The sequence below is a fragment of the Roseovarius tibetensis genome (assembly GCF_050896375.1).
Classification (GTDB): Bacteria; Pseudomonadota; Alphaproteobacteria; order Rhodobacterales; family Rhodobacteraceae; genus Roseovarius; species Roseovarius tibetensis.
The window spans coordinates 1-20,634 of sequence record NZ_JBPBBB010000048.1; the positions used below are offsets into that span (position 1 = coordinate 1).

Consider the following 20,634-nt stretch of genomic DNA (forward strand, 5'->3'; position numbering starts at 1 on the left):
AACCCGACCTTCGGAGGCTGTGATGCGCTCAATCCGTTTTCTTCTTGCGCTCGTTCTGGCGGGGGGGCTTGCCCTGCACGCCCGCGTTCGAATATTGACATGCTGACCCTGATTTCCCGGCGGTGATGAATTGTCCACCCAAACCGAAGCCCAGCTCGAATCCTGCCTCCTGACCCGCCTCCAGGGCCTGGGCTGGGCCCCGGTCCGCCTCCCGGACGAGGCGTCCCTGCTGGCCAACCTGCGCGCCCAGCTCGACGCCCATAACGAGATCACCATGACGGACGCGGAGTTCTCCCGGGTCCTCAACCATCTCGACAAGGGCGGCGTGTTCGACCGGGCCGAAACCCTGCGCGGCAAGTTCCGCCTGGACCGCGACGGCGGCGACCGGGTCTGGATCGAGTTCCTCAACACCGAATACTGGTGCCGCAACCGCTACCAGGTCGCCGCCCAGATCGGCCTCGAGGGCAAACGCAAGAACCGTTACGACGTCACGCTGCTGGTCAACGGGATCCCGCTGGGTCAGGTCGAGCTCAAGCGCCGCGGCGTCGAGCTGAAGGCCGCCTTCCACCAGATCAACCGGTACCAGCGCGACAGCTTCCGCGCCGCCCGGGGCCTGTTCCAGTACGTCCAGATCTTCATGATCTCGAACGGGGTGAACACGCGCTACTACGCGAACAACCGCCACCAGACCTTCAAGCAGACCTTCACCTGGGCCGGGCCCGACAACGCGCCGGTGAACCGGCTGGGCGAGTTCGCGGACGCCTTCCTCGAGAAGTGCCATTTCTCGAAGATGGTCTCGAAATACGTCGTCCTGCACCAGAGCGACCGGGTCCTCATGGTGCTGCGCCCCTACCAGTATTACGCGGCCGAACGGATCCAGGAGCGCGTCGAGCAGGGCCGCAAGAACGGCTACATCTGGCACACGACCGGGTCCGGCAAGACGCTGACCTCGTTCAAGGCGGCGCAGAACCTCGTGGCGCTGCCGAAGGTGGACAAGGTCGTGTTCGTGGTGGACCGGGCCGATCTCGATTACCAGACGACGAAGGAGTTCAACCATTTTCAGCCCGGCGCCGTGGACGGGACCGACAACACCCGCCAGCTCGTCGCCCAGCTTTCGGATGCGAACACGAAGCTGGTAATCACAACCATCCAGAAGCTGAACACGGCCATCTCCCGCGACCTTTACGGCGCGCGGCTGGAGCACCTGAAACGGGGCCGGGTCGTCTTCATCTTCGACGAGTGTCACCGGTCCCAGTTCGGCGAGACCCACCGGCGGATCCGGGCCTTCTTCGAGCGGGCCCAGCTTTTCGGGTTCACGGGGACCCCGATCCTCAAGGAGAACGCGATCGGGACGCGGACCACGAAGGACCTGTTCGACGAGCGGCTGCACGATTACGTCATCACCGACGCGATCCGGGACGAGAACGTGCTGCGGTTCTCGGTCGAGTATCTCGGCCAGACCGGCGCGCCGGTCCCGCCCTCCGGTGACGACACGGCCGATCGCAAGGCGCAGGCCGAGCGCGACAAGGCGCTGGCGTCGCGCGCGTTCCTTGACCGCCCCGAGCGGATCGGCCAGGTCACCGACTGGATCATCGAGAACCATGATCGCAAGACCCGCGGCCGCCAGTTCGGCGCGCTCTTCGCGGTCAGCTCGGTGGACGCGCTCTGCGCCTATTACGAGGCCTTCGCGGAAAGGCGCGCGGCGGGCGCGCACGACCTGAAGGTGGCGACGATCTTCACCTATGCGGCGAACGAGGCGGACCCCGAGGCCGACGGGCTGATCCCGGACCCCGACTTTCCCGGTGACGGCGCCGGCGGCGACAACCCCAAGCGCGACAAGCTGGCCGAGTACGTCGGGGCCTACAACGCGCTTTACGGGGTCAACGAGTCGGTGCGGGACGGCAAGGGGTTTTACAGCTACTACCGCGCCATCGGGCAGCGCATGAAGGCGCGGGACCGGTCCGGGTTCACGCCCGACCAGGGGATCGACATCCTTCTGGTGGTCAACATGTTCCTGACCGGGTTCGACGCGAAGACCCTGAACACCCTCTACGTCGACAAGAACCTCCGGTATCACGGGCTGATCCAGGCGTTTTCCCGGACCAACCGGACCCTCGGCCAGCAGAAGTCCCAGGGCAACATCGTCTGTTTCCGGGACCTCAAGGAGAACACCGACGAGGCGATCGCGCTCTTCGCCAACCGCGACGCGGCCGAGGTGGTCCTGATCGACTCCTGTGAGACGCACCTGGCGCGGTTCCGGGCCGCCCTCGACGCGCTGCACGAGATCACGCCGACCCCCGAGGACGTGGACGCGCTCCCCGACGAGGAGGCGCAGGCGGCTTTCGTGCGGGCGTTCCGCGAGCTGATGCGGCTGCGCAACGTCCTGGGGACCTTCTCGGAGTTCGACGAGGCGGATCTTCCCGGGGACCCGCAGGCCTACGAGGACTTCAAGAGCAAGTATCTCGACCTGTCGCGACGCGGCGACGAGGGGGGCGATGAGGCGGACCCCCTTGAGGGGATCGATTTCGAGCTGGAGCTTCTGCGCCGTGACGAGATCAACCTGACCTATATCCGGGCGCTCCTGATGTCGCTGCAGAGGACCGAGGCCGAGGAGGGCCGCAGCTCACGCCGCGCGCGGGAGAAACGGCAGAAGCTCCTCGACCTGCTCGCCTCCGAGATCGGCCTGCGCAGCAAGCGGCCGCATATCGAGGCGTTCATCAACTCGGTCATGCCGCGCCTTGACCCGGACGCGGATCTCGAGGCCGCGTTCGAGGCGTTCTGGACGGAGCGACGGGAGACCGAGATCGCGGGCCTGTGCCGCGAGGAAGGGCTCGACCGGGCCGGTCTCGACCGGCTGATCGCCGAGATGCTCTTCACCGGGAAGACCCCGCTTCAGGACGACATCCTGTCCCTCATGGAGAGAAAGCCCGGGATCCTGAAACGCCGCGCGGTCGTCGCGCGGATCACGCGCGACATCGAGGCGCTCGTGGAAACCTTCGATGAAGGGTTCGCCGAAAGGGCGGGTGAGCCGGATCCGGAGGAGGCGTAAGACGGCCCCGGGGCGACTCGTGTAGACAAGTTCGGCCTTAACCGGCTGTTCGTAACGCATAGGGAGAACGACCGCTCCCAGCCCATTCTGTTGAAAAACTCACCTTTGCGCCGCAACAGTTCGGATCACCAGAATTCCTTCCCGCGAAAGCCCCTTATCTAGAACAAGGGTTGCCAACCAACCCAAGGTGAGAACGGTTTCCCCAGTTTTCAACGCAATTTTCGTATGGTGGAGTTTTTCAACAGAATGAGCCCAGAGCGGACCCACAGTCCTTGGCACGAATTAGCGATATCTGACCTTCACCGCGCGGTTGGTGAACAGGTATGATGCGGACAATATCACAATCCCTCGTCGTAAAGCAGGTGGGCTCGCTCATCCGCCACGCTGAAAAGCAGCGCCAGACCCTGATCGGTCTGGTTCTCAACAAGGTGCACAAGACGCGCGAACTGGAAGACACACCCGCGGTGGGTGGCGTGATTGCCAAGATCCTGTACATATTGCAGATCGTCGAGGAAAAGGGCTGAGCGTCGTTTTCCTGAGAAGAAAACGGTCCGGTAATGTTCGAGTTTCCGGTGGCCACGTAGAAACGCCACGGCCCTGCAAAGCCGGGGCATTTTCGTTTGCTCCAGAGCTAGCCTGCCGATACGCTAACTATCAGTGTCGTTGGGAGATAAGAGATGCAATTTTCCAGAAGTGCTTTGGCTGCGTGCGTTCTAGTTGTCTGCGGAAGCAATGTTGCAGCGGCGGTCTGCGATTACAGGCCAAGCGTGAACCTTGGCAGTGCACCTTCCAGTGCCATCGTCGGCGCAGGTGGGGCTGCGGCTGTGGGCGGGGCCGCGATGAAAGCGGCGGGGTTCTACACATTGGTGCATGCGGGATCTGGGCTGACAATGCTCGGTTCTACATTGGCCGGTGCATCCGGCGCAGGCACAATCGGTATAATTGCTGGCACTGGTGGTGTGCTCGGCACCGTCGGAGCTGTCCTGATGGCTCCCGCAACGCTGATCGCTGGCGGCGTCGCGTTGGTCGGTGTCGGCGGGCTCGAGGCCGGGTGCTATTTTCAGGACGAGCGGGTCACCGATTACAACGCGGTTCTGAATATGATGGAACATTTTGCGGCGAACCATCCCGAGGATCGTTTCGCCCTCGTACGCGGCATTGAAGGACGTGAAGATGATGCGATCCTCATTTGGAACCCGGAAACCGGTGAACTGGATCGCTACCTCATAGCAGATCTGTATATCGTCAACGGGACGCTGATGCACAGGAAATGGGGGCCGAACCGCAACCTCGGCCAGATCACCTATGTCGATCCCGAGGCCGATCCGTTGACCCTGCCGCCCTCCGCACAGGACTGATCCGCCCCGGCATTAGCGCGTGTCGCGTTACGCTATCACGCGCGCTCTTGGTCCTGACGGAAACTATCAGATGACGGTACTCAGCCCAAAGCGGTCATGACGCGAGACAGTGGGGTTCTTCAGAGCGGACCTGAGCTTTGCGGGACGAACCGGGCTTTCGCTGCGCTACGATCGAAGGGCTGTTCCTATCGAGTATGCGCCATAAAACGAGACACGGTGGAAGCGGTACCCGTCCGGGTCTTGTCAAGTCTACCTTCGGAAACGATGGGCGGTTTCCAGCACCCCCTCAGGGCGACGGCCCAGTCTGCTCTGGATCGTCGGGATCATCGTCGTAGCCGGCCTGCTGATCTGATCAGACGCCGAGGATGTGCCCTGCGGACAGGAGGGCGAACAGCAGAAACACGCAACCGGACACCACCAGGATGATCGGTCGATGACGATCCGTGGCGCGGCGAACCACGCCCGTCGCAAGAAGGGCCGAAACCGCCCCGTGTACCAGCACTGAGTTCAGGAAGAAGGCTACGACGACGAATGCATGCGCCCCGAACGACATAGTCGCGAGAGGCAACGTCGTCGCGAACACCGAGCCGAAGAACAGGACCGACTTTGCGTTGGAGAGATTGACGAGAAAGCCGGAGGAAAAAGCCCTCCCCGGGCTGAGAGCCGCGCGGGCCGCGCCGTGTTCCTGCGTTTGCTGCCGAAGGCCTGCACGAATGGACTTCAGCCCCAGGTAGATCAGGAAACAGCTCCCCATCAATCCGAGCGCTCCGAACACCCGCTCACTGAAGGCCTGGCCTGAGAGGTAGATGGCAATCGCGGCGCCCGCCGAGAAGACGACCCCGGCAGTCGCGATGCCGACGACGATCAGGCTCCGGGTCAGCGCGCCCTGGTTGCACGCAGACAGGATGAGGAAATGGTTCTGCCCCGGAACGCTCATCGCCGTTGCCTGCAACGCGAGGGCGACCATCAGGCTTGCGTACAGCTCGCTCATCAAAGTACTTTCAGCAGAGCGGCCCGCTCGGCCTCGAATGTACGGAAGTCGGCCGCGCTTCCGACTTCGGCGCGCTTCAGCTTTCCGTACAGGCGCCGGCCTTCGGCATCGAACATCCGCTCTGCGAGATCGCTCTCGAGAAAAGTCTCGAGAGACGACGACATGTCGAAATCGAGCACCGCACTGGGGTCGATCTCGATGCTTGCCCTCTCGCAGATGGCAAATGCAAGTGCCAGGATGACGGCATAGGGATTGGCGTCGGATGTCGGTGTCCGAAGCTCGACCCGCCCGGGCCGCTCATTGCGGATCACGCGGACCGCCGCAAAGCGACTCCCGTCGGCGACGTCCGGGCTGGATGACGCGAAGGACGCGATATCCCGAGTGTACCGGCTGTTGTGACTGGGCCTGTAAAGGGCGAACGCCGGAACCAGCGACCCCTGAACCGCGATCGCCAGGTCGTCCAGCGCCACGTGGGGGCTGGAAACGTGCAGGTGGTGGTTGCTCGGGGACTGATCCGGCGCGTTCACGGCGATGAACGACGCCCGCATGCCGAAGCGTGCCGCAACGTGCCGTATGATCATGCGAGAAAGAAACACGCGATCCGCCTGCTCCAGGGCGCCACTGTGCTTCAGGGAGATCTCATACTGGTCGATTTCGTTCTCCTGCGACAGGTCGAGCCATTCGATTCCCGCCCCGTCCAGCGCATCCAGGATCGAACAGATGCAGGCCTGCTTTCCCGCCAGCCCACCGAAGGCGTACGCCTGCCCATCCGCTGGAAGAGCCGCGTCATTGTCCAGCAGGTAGAACTCGAGCTCGGCGCCGACGGAGATGCCACCGGCGACGGATGAGCTTGAAATAAACTCCTTCAGGACCGTCCGAAGATCGAAGCGGTGAGGAGCCCCGTCGGACGCCCTCGCGCGACCGATGACAACCCCTTCGGCACCGAAGATATCTCCCCCGGCGAGCGACCGGACATCGTCAGCCTGTACATCGACTTTCATGTCCGATGCACCTACCGGTGTCACGAACTCGTCGAAGAGGTGCGGCCGACCATAGATGTCCTTGGCGAACACACCGGGCGAGAAACCGATCGTCATCCTGCGGTCAATGCCCCGATTGGCCAGCTTTCCCCGGGCAATCCCGTGCAAATCAGGAAACAGACAGAGAGTTCTTGTCATGTCCCGCATCACTCGTTTCGAATCCGGCTGTCAGTCGGTGATATATGCCCAACGCTCGCTCGTACCAGTGGACATGCCTTGGGAGGATATCGACATCTCGCTGCTCTCCCGCGGGCTTTAGAATGGTGTGGCTGCTTTCGAGCGTCCCATGCCAAATGGCCTGGGATTTCTCTTCTCCGTTCTCCCATTGGCGAATTCGCCCCTCGGTCCAGAAGAGCATGTCCGGGTCGAATGTCACCGAGATCGCCCGACAGACCCGGGATGTCGTCCCGGTGGGATCCTCCCTGAACACATCGCCGTCCATGACAAGGGCGTTCCGGCCCATGTTGTCCAATCGATCGACAAGGCGTCGAAGGGCAGTGAAGCCGAATTCGTCCTCGGTGAAGTCCGGCTTCAGCCGGCTGAGCGACGCGTAAACGGCGGCGGGCTGGCGGGTGATCACCAGTTGGTGAGACGTGCGCAACATGTGATCGCTCACATAAGGCTCGCCCTGGAACGCGAGTTCCTTAACGAAGGCCCGGGAGTGCGGCGGCCGGTCGCGAATGGAGGCCTCGATTGCCTCCCGATCCGCAATGAAGTCCTGCGCATCCCGTTCGCCGTAGCGAGATGACTTTCTTTCTGGACCGAAATAGTAGGCATCCGTGAACGGCTCGTGCAGGGCGTGGAGCTCGGCACTGTTCTTCATGACTCGCTCGAAGGCCGTCGAAACGGAGCGAGGAGTGGCCCAGAGAAACACCGGAGCCATATCCGAAATTCCGCTGTCATGCCTCGGTGCTGTCGAACGTGAAAATGTCACTGTAAGCCTCCCTTCTCCAGATTTCCTCGCCATTGGCCCCGTTTCGCGAGACGACCGCGGCCCTGGCCTGGTTGAAGTTCGTGGACCTGGACACCGTGTAGGCCCCCGCGTCCGAGATCATCACCAGATCCCCCGCCGCGAGCGACTGCGGCACGCGGACCCGTGTCATGAGGACGTCGCCTTCGTAGCAAAGCGGCCCGCCCAGGGACGCGATCGGAGATCCTGCGTCGACGTCGAGTTCGCCGTCGTCCCGAAAGAACCGCAATCGACGTTGCTCTCCGAACGCCGCGGTTGGCATGATGTGCAATCCGGCATCGATGACGACCCAGCAGCGGTCGGCCAGCATCTTGATCCCCACGACACGACCGATCAGTGTCATGCAGTCGGACATCAGGTATCGGCCCGGCTCGCAGCTGATGCGCAGGTCATCGAGGCTACGGGCAGCAAGATCGCCTTGCAGCGCCCCGGCGAAAGCCGCCATGTCGAACACGGCGTCTTCCCGGTCATCCATGATCTCCCCGGCCGCGGCCATCATTTCGTATCGCCATCCGCGGCGCTGCCGTTGCATGCCCGGTACGCCGAAGCCGCCTCCCACGTTCACTTCATCGAGGGAGGCCCCGGCCGAACGGATCTCTCGCGCGAAGTCGAGAACCGGCCGCAAGGCCGCCACGTGAAGATCGACTTCGGTGATCTGCGAGTTGAGGTGCGCGTGGACCGATCTGACAGTGAAGCCGAGCTCGTGGGCCCGGTGAACAACCTTCGCCGCCAGGCCACCTTCGAGCGGCCAACCGAATTTCGCCGTCCGTTGCCGCGCTTCGTGGGCAGTCGTGAAAGAACTGTCGGGTGAAGAGAACACCCGGACGCCCGGGTTCACCCGGACACCGATGCGCGGGTCCGGAATTTCACCGGCGCGCCTCAGATCGGCCAGGACTTCAAGCTCCTCCAGGAGGTCGACATTGATGACGGCGCCCGCCTGCGCTGCGCAGCGAAGTTCGTCGCGCCGCTTCATGGGTCCGTTGAATACGATGTCACCGGTGGTGCAGAGCCGCAGGGCGTGTTCCAGCTCGTAGCCGGAGACCACGTCTGCGCCCAGGCCGAGCCGGTGGGCGGTTCGACACAGGCTCGGGAGGTAGTTGGTCTTGTAGGACAGGTAGATCGACGCCAGCGGGAATGCAGCTTCCCAGACCGAGCGAAGTGCAGACACGGAGCTGGCAAAGCGCGTGTCGTCATAGACGAATGTCGGCGTTCCGTGGGTCTTGGCAATCTGGCGCACTTCAGCTGCGCGCATGCCGGCGAAGGGCTCCATGACACCTTCGCCGGCACCTGCTTCTCGGAGGTCCCGCATCATTCTGCAGCGATACTTGCGGGCTCAGCGGTCGCGAAGGCCTCGAACTCCTCGCCGTAGCGGCGGTCGGCCCACGGATTGATCGAGATGACCCAGATATCGCGGTAGCCGCCTTCCCCGGACACGGCGTGAATGTCGCGTGCGCCATGAACCATGTCTTCGTCACGCATAACGAGACATTGACCCGGGTGGAGGGCTTGCTCGAAGAACGGATCGGTCTTGCCGACCTGGTAGAGCGTCGACTCGCCCCCTGTGATGTTGTGGCGCTCCCAGACGGTCACGCTGGTGATGTGATGCCCGTCCCGGTGCGGCCCCTCGGGAATGGTCTTGCCCTGATAGGTCTCGTTGACCCGCGTCCGCCATTGGTGAAGGTTGACCTGGAAGACCGCGTTCCTGTCGAAATCGAGTTCACTTGCGATGGCGGCGAACTGCGGCGTGGGGTCCACGCCCGAGATCGGCTCGAAGTTGCGCCGCACCCCTCCGACCTTCTGATTGTAGGCTTTGGCCTGGATGAACGGGCGGTGTTCGAGAATCCTGCACGCCCAATGGTCATGCTCGAAAAAGAGGACGTACTGCGAAAACTGCCGCCAGCGCTCGGTGTAGTACGGGTCTTCCGGCAGGTTCGCGAAGTTGTCCCTGGCATCCTGCGGCAGCGGAGGGAGGTCGATCACCCGGTAGCCGAGAGGTCCGAGCTTCAGTCCGATGTGGTTCATGAGCAAAAGTCTCCAGTCTGGATGGTCGTGTCATCAGCTTCGACGCGAGACCGGCAGCTTCGACGCGAGACCGGCCGGCGCTCGCGCGTGACGAAGCCAACGATAGACAGGAGATCTTTCGTTCACCAATGAAAGGGCTTCAGGCCGGATGAGGCGAATTCATCGAGGAGATGGGCAGGCGTCATCACCGGCGCGCCCCGTCACGTATAGGGGCATCGCACGGCAGCGCGCTCCGCCATTGCGGCAGAGCACGCACGTGCGCCTTGGGCGCTCCGAGCGCGGGAGCTCAGGAGATCAGAAGCAGCTTCAGCGCGATCGCCCACATGACCAGACCCACACACCCGTCGAGGATCCGCCACGCGCTCGCACGTGCAAAGACCGGTCGCAGCAGGGACGCACCGTGCCCCAACGCAAAGAAGAACAGGAATGAGGCCGTTGCTGCCCCCACCGCGAAGACCAGCTCGCTGCCGGGGAAGCGCGTCGAGACGGCACCGAGCAGGAAAACCGTGTCGAGATAGACATGGGGATTGAGCCAGGTAAGCGCGAGGCAAACCCCCAGGGTGGCCATAAGGCCGGCTGTGCTGTTCGTTGACGGTGCAAGAGTCTCCGTCGAGGTGAATGCGGAGCGCAGGCTGATCGCACCGTAGGTGGCGAGGAACGCGGCGCCGAGATAGAGGAACACCGGCTCAAGCCAGGCCGCCTGGGCCACGATGGCCTGGAACCCGAAGACGCCCGCGGTAATCAGGAGCGCGTCCGATATCGCGCAGGCGAAGCAAACCGAGTTGACGTACTCTCCCCGAATTCCCTGGCGGAGGACAAAGGCATTCTGGGATCCAATCGCGAGGATCAGGCTGGCCCCGACCCCGAGACCCGTTAGAAAAGCGCTGGTCATGGATGGCCTCCACTGTCTTCAGATGGGATGGTTTCTGTCGCTAGGCTCTGTTCGATCTCGCCGACTGCCGCGCCATGACTTTCGAGAAGACTGGCCAACTCAGTCATGGCGGCGCGCGACACGTCGTGTTGTTCGGGTGAGACGCTCTCGCTGGCCACGACCGCTGTGCGTGTTCCGGCTTTCAGGCAAAAGGTCGCAGAATCGCGGTGATTGAGGGCCCAGCACAGGATCTCATGTCCCACGGCATACACGAGCAGGTCATCGCTTCCATTCGAAATGTCGATCTTCCCGCCAACCGGTGTGAACCTGTCGAGATCGCGGTTCACTGGTCGGATGAATATGTCCGCGTCCCCCAAGGCGTCGGCGTCATAACACCCGAGCGGGGCGCCGTGAATGATGGAGATCGCGTTGTAGATATCGATGGCCTTCCACCCGGTTTTCCAACCGGATCCGGTCTTTGCTGCGCGCTTGGACAGCGCCTCGACGGAAGAGAGGAACTTGCTCGGCTTCAGACCCATCCGCTTGTACGCGGATCGCCAGGTCATTTCGCCGGCCTCGCGACGGGCCACCGCTTCCTGGACACGGATCTCGAGGTCCGCCATGTCCACCGCATCTGCGGCCGCGACGAACCCTTCGATGCGCAGCGCCCGGACGGCCAAGTCCGGGAATACGGCTCTGGCAGACCCTTCGATGACGATCATGTCGATACCCCCGTTACGTTTGCGGTTCGGGTTCCGAGACCGGATCCGGCTGTGACGGCTGAACCATGGACGTGCGATGCAAAGCATTCCGGTATTGGACATCGTGCTGCATCAGGAAGGCATGCGCTTGGCGTTGGCGCCACCATGGGATTGTCGGATAGAGGTGGTGAAGCACGTGCCAAGCATCTCCCGCCGGATGGAGCAGCGCGTGATCCCAGAAGCCGAGATTGCTGTAGGTCGTGTCGAACTCGGTGTCGCCCCTGTCGTAGTCGTGCTCCCCGACTTCCGCGATGGACCGCACGACCGGTAGAAAGACGAACATGACGCTGAGCCAGATCACTGTCAGTGCGATGCCGGTCGTCATGGAAAATACCGCACTCAGGACAAGTGTTGCGGCGCCATGCCATGCGACAAAGGCAGCGACCTGCCGGGCTTTCGATCCGACATCACAGTAGTATTCGCGCACGTAGCCGGGAAGCCATCGCAGGACGGCGAGGCCCAATGACCACGTGGTCGACAGGTCGATCTCCGATACGCCCATGCGCTCGAAGCGCTCGCGGCACGGGTCACCATGTCCTCCGTAGTGCCCGTGGTGGGCCTGGTGAAACGTCCGGTACGTCTTCACGTCAGACAGCATCGGCCACGCCGCCAGACCATTGACAAGGATGTCGTTCGCGCTGCGGTGCCGCGAAAAATTCAGGTGGCTCCCGAAATGAACGACATTCTCGAGGGCGCGCTGCTGCCGTGTGATCAGCAGCGCCAGCCCCATGCCGGCCGGAATGGCCAGCATAACCGGGACATCCGAGGTCAACAGGACGTAGAGGGTGTAGGCGCAGAGATATGTCGAAAACAAATAGAATAGAGTGAATATCACGGCCTTCACCGGAGACGCCTCGAAAAACCGCTGCCGCAACTGCCGGATAGCGTCCTTGGTGAGACCCGGCCTGTAGCCCCTCTCGTATTTCTTGGTCTTCTGCGCCATCGTTCTTCCCCCTCGGCGACCCGTTCGGAAAAGAAATCTATTGATGCAGTTGTATGAAGTGTAATGATCTGATCTCATCTGAAATGAGTAAAATACAGGTGTCCCATGCTCGACTACGCTGCGCTGGAAGCCGTTTTCGCCGTTATCGAGGAGGGCTCGTTCGAGAGAGCTGCAGCCCGTCTCAATGTGAGCCCGTCGGCGATCTCGCATCGGGTTAAGAGTATCGAGGAGCGCGTCGGCACGCCTCTAGTGGTCCGAGGGACGCCTTGCGTTCCAACCGAGGCCGGTCAGCGCATGCGGCGGCATGTCGAACGCGTCCACCTGCTCGAAGAGAGCTTTGGATCTGACTACCCAGGGCTACGAAGCACCAAGGCGCCGCCACGGCGCGCGAAAGCGCGGGTCGTTGTCAATGCGGACAGTCTGAGCACGTGGTGCATGACGGCGTTCTCCAATTTCTCCCAACGCACCGGTTGCCTGCTCGATCTCGCGATCGAGGATCAGGATTTCGCGCTGCACTGGCTAACCAGGGGGGAATCGGACGCCGCCGTGACGGCCACCGCCGAGCCGGCCGTCGGTTGCAATGTCTGCCCCCTTGGCAGTTTGCGGTACCATGCCACGGCCAGTCCCGAATTCGTCGAAAAGCACTTTCCAGAGGGCATCACCAAGACTGCTTTCGCGGCTGCGCCGAGCCTCACCTTCAACCGCAAGGACTCACTGCAGCGCAGGTGGAGCGAAACGACCTTCGGCCGGCCCGTCGAGCATCCGACGCATTGGGTCCCGTCGTCGACAGCCTTCGTCGAGGGGGCTCTTCTTGGAATGGGGTGGGGCATGAATCCCGAGCATCTGGTCGTCGACCATCTTCGATCCGGGCGACTTGTCGAGCTGATCCCGGGACAAGCGATCGACTGCCCGCTCTACTGGCAAATTAACCGGATCTCGGAAGATCTCCTCTTCGAGTTGACAGCTAGCGTACGGCACGCCGCAAAAAAGCTCCTCAGAACGTGAAGCAGTTATGCGGAGACACCAAGGGGGGCAATGTCACGATAACGGCGGCCGGACTCGCGGTTGCGCCCTGGAGCGGGTAGTAGGGCGCCATGTCGGAGGCATCCGCATCAGGGGGGTCCCGTTTGCAAGCTAATCACCCCGCTACGGGATTATTTTTCCACGCCTGTTCACAGGTAGGCGATGGAATCGTACCGCCTAAGTGCAGTCCAACGATACAATTGCTCGTAACGTTTCAGCCATTCCAGTAGGCCTAATTCCGAAATCAGGAACGAAACTGAGAGTGGGCTTAAGACTAGTTAGGAAGCCTCCTTGGATGCCGCCCATTCACTAAGGCCGCCATTCGTCTACGGCGCAGCATCCACAAAAATTGGGCTCTCACCCGGCATTCGCCGCACTCAACACGAATGGCAGCTCTCGGGAAACTGACCAAACTTTGCAAACTCCCCTTCCTGCGCATTGCCGACCCTCGCGGACGGTGCAGCGAAAGTCTGTTGCCCGCTCCCGGTCGAGATCCGTTCGACATGGCCCCCTTTAAGTCACTCTTCCCAGGCGGCCGCCCTATGGACGGCGCGCCAGATCAGACCGGGGCCCCGATCGTGCTGGGTTTGTAAGCTCGGGGTGAGCGCACTGCGCCGGGGCGCTCATGGCCGCCTGAACCATAGCGGGTCCCGCCTCGTCGAGCGCGTGTCCGCGCGGTGCTGACGGGGGGGGGCATGTGGAATTTGTGGCGGGTCATCGATGATTATAGCTCACGAACGCCGATGACCCACATCAGCCGGGATCCCGTTGTGCCTGCGGCCATCTCCGGCCGGCCTCGCTTTCTGCAAGATCGGGATCCGGCAGCGCGGTCACCCGTTTCTTGAAAAAACTCAGGCCCTCATCGGTCAAGGCGCCGGACTGCGCCAGGCTTTCGGCCATGGTCTTGAGCACCGACTTGTTTTCCGCAAGTACCGCCAGGGCATGGTCCTCGGCGGCATCGAGCCTTGTACCGACCCGGGTCCGCAGATCGGGGTCGAATCGCAGCCGCTCGGTCGCGCGCTCCGGCGGGCCGTGCCAGACGGTCCCGGACTCGCCAAGCCCGTAGCTCATCTCGATCCCGACAGCGCGTCGCGTGGCCTCGGCGAGATCGCTGTCTTCGGGGCCGCCCGCCCCGCCGCTGGGACGGCCGAGGACCAGCCGTTCGGCGGCTCGTCCGGCGAGCAAGCATGCGAGGTCCGCCTGCAGATCTTCAAGGTGAAGCCCCGAGGGCGTGGCGATCATGCCCGCCTCACCGCCCACCGAGTTCAGGGTCAGCAGGGTGACCGTGGCCCGCCCGGTGGCCTGCGCGAGAATCGCGTGACCGCACTCATGAATCGCAACCTGCCATCTTAGTGAGGGATCGAGCGGCGGTCGACGGTCAGTGATGGATGATCGCAGGTCATCAAGGCTCAAGGCGCGCCGTGCCCTGCGGGCCATTCCGCGCGCGTCCCGGACACTTGCCGCGATTTCCGCACCGGTCATCCCGGTCGCGATCCCGATGAGCGAGGCAAGCTCAGCCTCGGCGAGGTCGTCGCCCAGGTGCCAACGGAACGCTTGAGTCAGCAGGTCGGGCGTCGGCTGACCCATGGCCAGGGTCCGGTCGAACCGTCCCGGCCGTCTGAGCGCAGCGTCGATCTTCCGCGGATGGTTCGTCGCCCCCATCACGATGACCCCCGGCGCGTCATCGAACCCATCCAAGCATTCGAGCAGCCCGCCGACGATTGAGTCCGTCCAACTCGAATTGTGATCGTGAGGACGGTCACGATCCCCGATCGCATCGAGCTCATCGATGAAGACGATGCAGGGGCCTGCCTTGCCGGCATCATCAAAGAACTGGCGCATATTTCGCAACAAGTCCGACGAGCGGGCCCCGCCGGACTGCCATTGGCTAAGCGAGCTTGCGTGGACAGCCACCCCGGCTTCCCGTGCGAGCAACCGCGGAATCTCGGTCTTGCCGCAGCCGGGCGGTCCAGCAAGCAGGATCCCGCGGCTCACGTCCCGCCAGCTGATTTCGCCCGCCTGCCAGGCATGGAGGTCGGACAGCATCTGCTCGATCGGGGCGCGGATGTGCGGGGCGAGCGGAAACGCGGAAAGGCCGGGTGTGGTTTCCCGGGGCGCCTGCCTTGTCCGGCGGAGCCGTGAAAGGGACTCATCCGGCGTAGGCGCGCGGGTCGCCAGCGTCAGGTCTTGTGCGCTCACCCGTTCGATGTCCGCGTCCGGCATCCGCGTCCGAATATCCGCTCCGGACAAGCGGCATCCAGGATAAACCCGCGTCAGGATCGCCAGCAACATGTCGGCCTCGAACGTGGCAAGAGGGATGTGCGCCGTCAAGACGGGCCGCAGCGCCTCGGTAAGCGACGCGTGCGAGCTGTGAGGGATCAGGATCGGATGGCCGTGTTCCAGTGCATTCCCGAAAGGCTCGGAGAATTTATCGAAAAGGAGCTTGTCCGGCCGGCGCCCTTGGGCAACCGCGTCGTCGACGGAACTCAAATGCACCTGCGGCTTGCCCGGACACAACTCTTCGCGCCAGACCATCGCGTCGAGCAGGCGACAGATCAGATCCTCCTGTCCGGGATCGATCCCGGACAGGGCCGTGACCGCGCCCGGCTTCGCAACCGTCTCTTGGAACCCCTCGGGTGTCCGGAACGTCCGCGCCAGCCGCAGCACGTGCATCATCACGGGCACGCGTGGGGTGTACTTGGACGCGGCCGCCGGCACGGTGTCCGGACAGGGCGGAAGATGATCGCCAGCCGCTTCGCTCTCGACCCAGTCGAGCAGCGTGTTCACATCATGCGTGTCCCCCGGACCTGCGGACGTGGTGTGGGTCTTGCGCGCGCTGTGATCACGCGGTGCGCGGTCGACCTCTTCCTCGTCGGCTTTCTCCCGGCCGGAAACTGCGAGGCATGTGAAATTGCGGTAGGCCGGTTCGGACAGGATCGCGAGGATGAGATCCGCGAAGGCGCGCCATTCGTGCGCGGGCTGTGCGGGGGTGGCGTCAAGGCTGTCGGTCATGGGAACCTCTTGGTAAGGAAAAGAATTGCGCACGCCGCGTTTTCGGGCGGCTTGCCGTGACAAAGACAGGCGGGTCAGCTTGCGGACGTCTGTCTGGAGATCCGGTCCATCTCGGCCGCGATTACGGGACGCAGGGCGGGCCAGTAGATCTCGGAGCGGACGTTGATCAGTCCGCCGTAGATCGCTTGCGGCACCACCAGATCTGGGTGATTGCGGGCAAGGCACGCGTTCGCGGCCTTCTCGGCCGCGCAGGCCGCGTGCCCGGACGGCATATCGAGCAGCCGCAGAAACCGGACCCGGGTGGACTTCGGCAGGCCGAGTTGATGCTTGAAGCGCTTGTGCGGGTGCGCGCTGTAGCCGAACTTGATCACGTCCCCCGCCAGTCCGGGCAAGGAAATCCGAGCCAGATAGATCGTGGATGGTTTCGACGACCAGCTCTCGCCGCACCGCGCGCAGTCGCACTGTCCGTGCTGCATGTTGCCGCGCGCGATGCGCTGCACATGGCCGCAGGGGTGACGATAGTGCCGGTAATTCGCGTTGCCCACCGGGTCCGGACCGATCCGGTCCCATCCATGCGCGCGCGCCTCGTCCTGCTCGCGCGCGACAAGGCAGACCGAACAGCGAAGGCCGGTTTTTCCGTCCCGGACGCGCTGGATCAGCTCGAACTGGCGTCTGACCGTGTGTCCGCACGGCGCGCGAAAATACCCGTAGTGCCGCGACTCAGGATCGCGGCGCAAGAACGTCAGGCCGGCCCCTTGTGCGTTTTGTTCCCGGGCACAAGCGGCGCATCCCCCGCATCGAACAGCGGCATCACGAACGGTGAAAACCTTCACGGCCGTGTGCGCACCACAGGAGAGGCACTCGAGCACAACGTGATACCGATCCCGGACACGTCGAGCGATACGGAAGCCGCGGCGCGCGGCCATCTCGGCCCAAACGGGCGGAACAGGACAGGGGTAGTCGCACCATGCGTCCGGCGGCACGTGGCGCGAGCGATGCGGGATATGGAGCGGGTCGGATTTGCCCGGAACGACGACGCAGGGCGTCGCCCGGACATGTGTCCGGCGCGTTTTGTCAGACATGGAAGATCTCCTGATTTTCGACATGGGAAGGCCGGGGCGCAGGGATCCCTGCGCCCGAAAGGCCGTTACACGTGTTGAAAGATCAGAACGCCGGCGCGGACATCACGTCTGCCGCGTCAAGCTGATGGCCCAGGTTATCCGGATCGGGATCGTCAAGCGCGGCAAGACGCTCGAGCCGTTCAAGTCCTCCAAGGATCAGCTGATTGAGCTTGAAATGCAGCGGGGTGCCCCACGGAAGAAGAAATCGATCCGTCTCCGCGGCCAGGGCCCGGATATAGGCCACCTGCGAAGGATCATCCGAAACCATGACCATGCGAAAGAGGCGCGCAACGCGCAGGAGCGGCGCATCGCCAGCCCCGAGCGCCGGGAGGGCGCCCAGCACGTTGATTACGTCCAGCGTGGTCCGCCGCGCGCGCTCGGCGTCGCGGATCCATGCGTCGAGCGCCGGATCCTGTCCGCAATAGCCGTCGAGGTCGCGCTCGGAAGCGATGAGGTCATCCATCGCGCGCAACACGCCGCGAAATCGATGCGCGACAGGCGAAAGGATGGGCTGGGCGCGCGAAGCGCCTTTCAGCACGCCCCCGGGCGTGGTAGTCGAAAAAGTAGCCATGGTCATCTCCATTCAGATGGCGTGGTCAGGAGCGGGGAGGTGTTGGTAGCACCTCCTTGTTCCGCACATATCGTATATAACAATTTCCTCTCTATTGTCAATTACGGAATGATATATTATATATAGCGCATGAGCAGAAAACCCGCATATCCCGTGAAGAAGCTGATCGGAATGTCCGAAGACATGGCCGAGCGGATATCCGATTACCGCTTCGGGCATCGGTTAAGCTCGGAGAGCGAGGCCATCCGTGATCTGATCGAAAAAGGTCTCGCCGCGGCTGATGTGGCTGAGGAATAGCCGAACCTGCGCCTTGTGACGTCACGCTTCTCAGGTCTTTCCGTTCTCCGGACAGACGGCTCTAATGCGACCATACCCTTGACAGGCCCTGTCCGGTTGACTCCATTGACGGTTCTTGCTCTGCTGAGCCCACGACGCTCCCCTGATCAGTCCGCGTTCAGCTCTTGCGACCTTCTTGGAGCCCGGGTCCTGCGCTCTCCTCCCCATCCCTCTTTTTTATGAAACCGCGCCGTCAGGCGCGGGCGCGCAGGTAACACTCGGCCCGTATCTGCGCGCCAAGACAGGATCATCCCCGAGCCCCGGTCAGTCATCCCGGCCTTCCATGATCGCCCCGTTACGGCTTTTCCGGACATGCCCGGCAGACGAGTTATCCACAAAAATACGAAACTCCGGACTGATTTCAGCGCGTTATGCGCGGTCCGGCATGTTAATGAAGACGCACGGGGCGTCCCCATGCGCCCCATACATCTGGTCCCCGGGCTCGCCGATCAGCGCGAGCCGTTTCAAGAAACGCGCTTGCGCGAACGAAAGAGACTTGTCTTGCCCAACGGCGCCCCGCAGCCCCACAAGAGCGCATGGCCCCGGCCTTGCACCCGTGGCACTGTGGGTGAAGGCAAGGTCACCGTCGCGCGTCTGGAACGGGCCCTCGAAACCGTCGCGGCGCTGGTGATAGACGACGAGGTCTACCTGCCCATCTTCCAGCGGCTCGAGGCGGAGCTGAAAGAGGCCCGCAGGACCGCCAGCACCCTGGACCGCGCCCGCAAGATCGCGCGTGGGGCGCGCAGTCACAACGCGGCGCGCTGAATCTCGCCTACCAAGAAGTCCGGCCCGCCGCCCTCGCCATAACGTTCACGCCCGAGCGCATGGCCCAGAATGTCGCGCCGCACGCGTTCATCGACTCGGGCACGCAGGAGGCGGTCCTCGAAAGAGTGCCGCAAGCTGTAGAGCGTGTGTCGATCCGTCTCGGCCAGGCCGTTCTCGCGGAGATACTTGTTGATCGTTGCGGACAGCCCGGCCGAATTCTTCCGGTAGCGCGGGAAACCTTCCGGAAAGTCCTTGAACGCCGCGAGGCTCACGCCGAGCAGCGGCAGGTCGCGCCGCGACGGACCGGTCTTGATCGCCCGCGCGGCGTTGGCCCGGATGCGGATGTGTGGCACATCGCTATCCAGCAAGATATCCTCCGGCATCAGCCCCGCAGCCTCTCCGGGGCGATATCCGGTATTGACCATACCGAGCATGATCGCCCGCGCCTCGGGGTTCAGCCCGTCGAGGGCCCCGGGCGCGAGCAGACGCTCCCGGATCCAGTTGTCGCTGAAGGGGGGCCTCGGCGCGCTGTCGCCCTGTTTGAAGTTGAAGCCGGACAGCGGCAGGTCGATCCCGAGCCGCTTGCGGTCATTGACCGTCTTCAGGACCGCGCCGAGATGAGTCAGGTCCTTGTTGCCGCTGTTCGGCGTCAACCCCTCGGCCTCGATCCGCTCCAGCCACGCGTTCCGGAAATCGCCCATATCGTCTGCGGTGATCGCGGCGATGGGCTTGTTGCCCACGACATTGATAAAATTCCGGATCGCTTTTTTTCGCGGGTTTTTCCAGCGCCGCACCTGATCATCGGATTTGTCAAGGACCTGGTCCCGGGTCATGTCCCAGTAAAGTTCCAGCGCCCGGCTGACAGTGATCGGCGGCGCCTCGCCAGCACCGCCAAGGAGCGCGGCGGCCTCGATGCGGTCGGGCTCCTCCGGCGCGCCGGCCGGGGCCACGGACTCGATCCGCTCCAGGACCTGCGCGATAGGCAGCTCTGCCACCGCGCGCGCCGACAGAAACCGCACCCCCCGCGCTGCGGCCAGGTCCCGCGCTGCGGCGAACCGCTCCTCTGCCTCATGGGAGCGCCCCGCGAGCCGGGCTTCCCAGCCTTCGACCAGCTCTCCCCAGACCGCCTCGGCCTTCTGCTTCGCGACGCCGAGCGAGTCGGTCTTGAGGCTGCGCCAGACCTCCTTGCGCGTTTCGATATCTGAATACCGTGCGGGAACCCGTCGTTTGAGCCAGTACACCTTTCCGCGCTGATGAATACTCACGTCCACCTCCTACGTCGTCGTGCGTAGCAGTATGTGTAGCGAAATGGGGTGCGAAACAAGCCGTTTCGATAGCCTCCTTGTCAAGCCAACCCAGTAACTATCTGTTTTATATGTATATTTTAAATTCTTCAGCGCTTAGATTTGGCGGAGAGACAGGGATTCGAACCCTGGGACCCCGTAAAGGGTCAGCGGTTTTCGAGACCGCCCCGTTCGACCACTCCGGCACCTCTCCGAACGATGTTTCGCTAAAGGTCTTTTCTGACCGAGACAAGGGGCGTCTTGCACCAAAGACAATGTTTTTTCGGTCAACGGCGTCTGATCGGAATGTCAAAAATTGATTGACTGGATGTTGTCGATATCCAACCCCTCCTCCGGCCCGCAAAGGTATGGCCGCAAACCCATTTCGGAGAAGGCGTCGGCAAAATGACCTGCCCCTTTTATCAGGGCCATTCGCAAGTAGAGCCTGTTCTCCTTTTGTGTGCCATCATTCGGCGGCGTGAGCAATGGGCGCGGGCGCGGAGCCATCGGGCAGCTCA

The 20,634-nt window shown here is 63.0% G+C and carries 19 protein-coding genes and 1 tRNA gene; 6 read left to right on the top strand and 14 right to left on the bottom strand.

Translation table 11 applies throughout. The annotated features are described in order from the left end of the window. Positions 1 to 130: 130 nt before the first annotated feature. The 3 genes from ACROSR_RS17890 to ACROSR_RS17900 all read left to right on the top strand — a co-directional run bounded on the left by ACROSR_RS17890 (position 131) and on the right by ACROSR_RS17900 (position 4,407). A complete protein-coding gene (locus ACROSR_RS17890; protein WP_432687251.1) occupies positions 131 to 3,049 on the top strand; it encodes a type I restriction endonuclease subunit R in 2,919 nt (972 codons plus the stop codon). A gap of 335 nt (positions 3,050 to 3,384) precedes the next feature. Continuing rightward, positions 3,385 to 3,573, top strand: a complete 189-nt coding sequence (gene rpmD, locus ACROSR_RS17895; protein ID WP_432687270.1) for a 50S ribosomal protein L30 — start codon at positions 3,385 to 3,387, stop codon at positions 3,571 to 3,573. A gap of 153 nt (positions 3,574 to 3,726) precedes the next feature. Then, positions 3,727 to 4,407: a hypothetical protein gene (locus tag ACROSR_RS17900; protein WP_432687253.1), complete on the top strand. Its 681-nt coding sequence runs from the start codon at positions 3,727 to 3,729 to the stop codon at positions 4,405 to 4,407. Positions 4,408 to 4,759: 352 nt separating this feature from the next. On the opposite strand, the gene ACROSR_RS17905 is transcribed toward ACROSR_RS17900, so the two are convergent. The 8 genes from ACROSR_RS17905 to ACROSR_RS17940 all read right to left on the bottom strand — a co-directional run bounded on the left by ACROSR_RS17905 (position 4,760) and on the right by ACROSR_RS17940 (position 12,005). Further along, positions 4,760 to 5,398: a LysE family translocator gene (locus tag ACROSR_RS17905; RefSeq protein WP_432687254.1), complete on the bottom strand. Its 639-nt coding sequence runs from the start codon at positions 5,396 to 5,398 to the stop codon at positions 4,760 to 4,762. Beyond that, entirely contained in the window at positions 5,398 to 6,495 is a 1,098-nt protein-coding gene (locus ACROSR_RS17910; protein ID WP_432687255.1) for a type I glutamate--ammonia ligase, read from the bottom strand. Before ACROSR_RS17910 ends, ACROSR_RS17905 begins: the two co-directional genes overlap by 1 nt. Before the next feature lie 52 nt (positions 6,496 to 6,547). Further along, on the bottom strand, positions 6,548 to 7,405 hold the full coding sequence (locus tag ACROSR_RS17915) for a sulfotransferase-like domain-containing protein (RefSeq protein WP_432687256.1): 858 nt from the start codon (positions 7,403 to 7,405) through the stop codon (positions 6,548 to 6,550). Next, positions 7,338 to 8,678 carry a diaminopimelate decarboxylase family protein gene (locus ACROSR_RS17920; protein WP_432687257.1) on the bottom strand — a complete coding sequence of 447 codons (1,341 nt, stop codon included), beginning with the start codon at positions 8,676 to 8,678 and terminating at the stop codon, positions 7,338 to 7,340. Before ACROSR_RS17920 ends, ACROSR_RS17915 begins: the two co-directional genes overlap by 68 nt. A 38-nt stretch (positions 8,679 to 8,716) precedes the next feature. After that, positions 8,717 to 9,430 (bottom strand): 2OG-Fe dioxygenase family protein, encoded by a 714-nt coding sequence (locus ACROSR_RS17925; RefSeq protein ID WP_432687258.1) that lies wholly within the window; start codon positions 9,428 to 9,430, stop codon positions 8,717 to 8,719. A gap of 286 nt (positions 9,431 to 9,716) precedes the next feature. Continuing rightward, positions 9,717 to 10,322 carry a LysE/ArgO family amino acid transporter gene (locus ACROSR_RS17930; protein ID WP_432687259.1) on the bottom strand — a complete coding sequence of 202 codons (606 nt, stop codon included), beginning with the start codon at positions 10,320 to 10,322 and terminating at the stop codon, positions 9,717 to 9,719. After that, the gene (locus ACROSR_RS17935) at positions 10,319 to 11,023 is read right to left on the bottom strand and encodes a phenylalanine--tRNA ligase beta subunit-related protein (protein WP_432687260.1); all 705 of its coding nucleotides are present in this window, start codon (positions 11,021 to 11,023) and stop codon (positions 10,319 to 10,321) included. Before ACROSR_RS17935 ends, ACROSR_RS17930 begins: the two co-directional genes overlap by 4 nt. Before the next feature lie 13 nt (positions 11,024 to 11,036). Beyond that, positions 11,037 to 12,005, bottom strand: coding sequence for a fatty acid desaturase (locus ACROSR_RS17940; protein ID WP_432687261.1), 969 nt, complete (start codon positions 12,003 to 12,005; stop codon positions 11,037 to 11,039). A 105-nt stretch (positions 12,006 to 12,110) separates the two neighbouring features. On the opposite strand from ACROSR_RS17940, the gene ACROSR_RS17945 reads away from it, so the two are divergent. Continuing rightward, a complete protein-coding gene (locus ACROSR_RS17945) occupies positions 12,111 to 13,010 on the top strand; it encodes a LysR family transcriptional regulator ArgP (protein WP_432687262.1) in 900 nt (299 codons plus the stop codon). A gap of 771 nt (positions 13,011 to 13,781) precedes the next feature. Here the strand turns inward: ACROSR_RS17945 and ACROSR_RS17950 are convergent. From ACROSR_RS17950 to ACROSR_RS17960, 3 genes are all read right to left on the bottom strand, one after another. After that, a complete protein-coding gene (locus tag ACROSR_RS17950; protein WP_432687263.1) occupies positions 13,782 to 15,815 on the bottom strand; it encodes an AAA family ATPase in 2,034 nt (677 codons plus the stop codon). Positions 15,816 to 16,114: 299 nt separating this feature from the next. Further along, positions 16,115 to 16,966 carry a GIY-YIG nuclease family protein gene (locus tag ACROSR_RS17955; RefSeq protein WP_432687264.1) on the bottom strand — a complete coding sequence of 284 codons (852 nt, stop codon included), beginning with the start codon at positions 16,964 to 16,966 and terminating at the stop codon, positions 16,115 to 16,117. A 238-nt stretch (positions 16,967 to 17,204) separates the two neighbouring features. Beyond that, on the bottom strand, positions 17,205 to 17,744 hold the full coding sequence (locus ACROSR_RS17960) for a hypothetical protein (protein WP_432687265.1): 540 nt from the start codon (positions 17,742 to 17,744) through the stop codon (positions 17,205 to 17,207). A gap of 117 nt (positions 17,745 to 17,861) precedes the next feature. On the opposite strand from ACROSR_RS17960, the gene ACROSR_RS17965 reads away from it, so the two are divergent. Then, positions 17,862 to 18,029 carry a hypothetical protein gene (locus ACROSR_RS17965; RefSeq protein ID WP_432687266.1) on the top strand — a complete coding sequence of 56 codons (168 nt, stop codon included), beginning with the start codon at positions 17,862 to 17,864 and terminating at the stop codon, positions 18,027 to 18,029. Between the two features lie 453 nt (positions 18,030 to 18,482). Continuing rightward, positions 18,483 to 18,833: a hypothetical protein gene (locus tag ACROSR_RS17970; RefSeq protein ID WP_432687267.1), complete on the top strand. Its 351-nt coding sequence runs from the start codon at positions 18,483 to 18,485 to the stop codon at positions 18,831 to 18,833. On the opposite strand, the gene ACROSR_RS17975 is transcribed toward ACROSR_RS17970, so the two are convergent. The 3 genes from ACROSR_RS17975 to ACROSR_RS17985 form a co-directional block, all read right to left on the bottom strand. Further along, positions 18,815 to 20,098, bottom strand: coding sequence for a DUF6538 domain-containing protein (locus ACROSR_RS17975; RefSeq protein WP_432687268.1), 1,284 nt, complete (start codon positions 20,096 to 20,098; stop codon positions 18,815 to 18,817). The genes ACROSR_RS17970 and ACROSR_RS17975 overlap by 19 nt on opposite strands. 142 nt (positions 20,099 to 20,240) lie before the next feature. After that, positions 20,241 to 20,330 (bottom strand) — tRNA-Ser (locus ACROSR_RS17980). A 95-nt stretch (positions 20,331 to 20,425) separates the two neighbouring features. Continuing rightward, positions 20,426 to 20,634 (bottom strand): hypothetical protein (locus tag ACROSR_RS17985; RefSeq protein WP_432687269.1); only part of this gene is annotated, 209 nt, incomplete at its 5' end.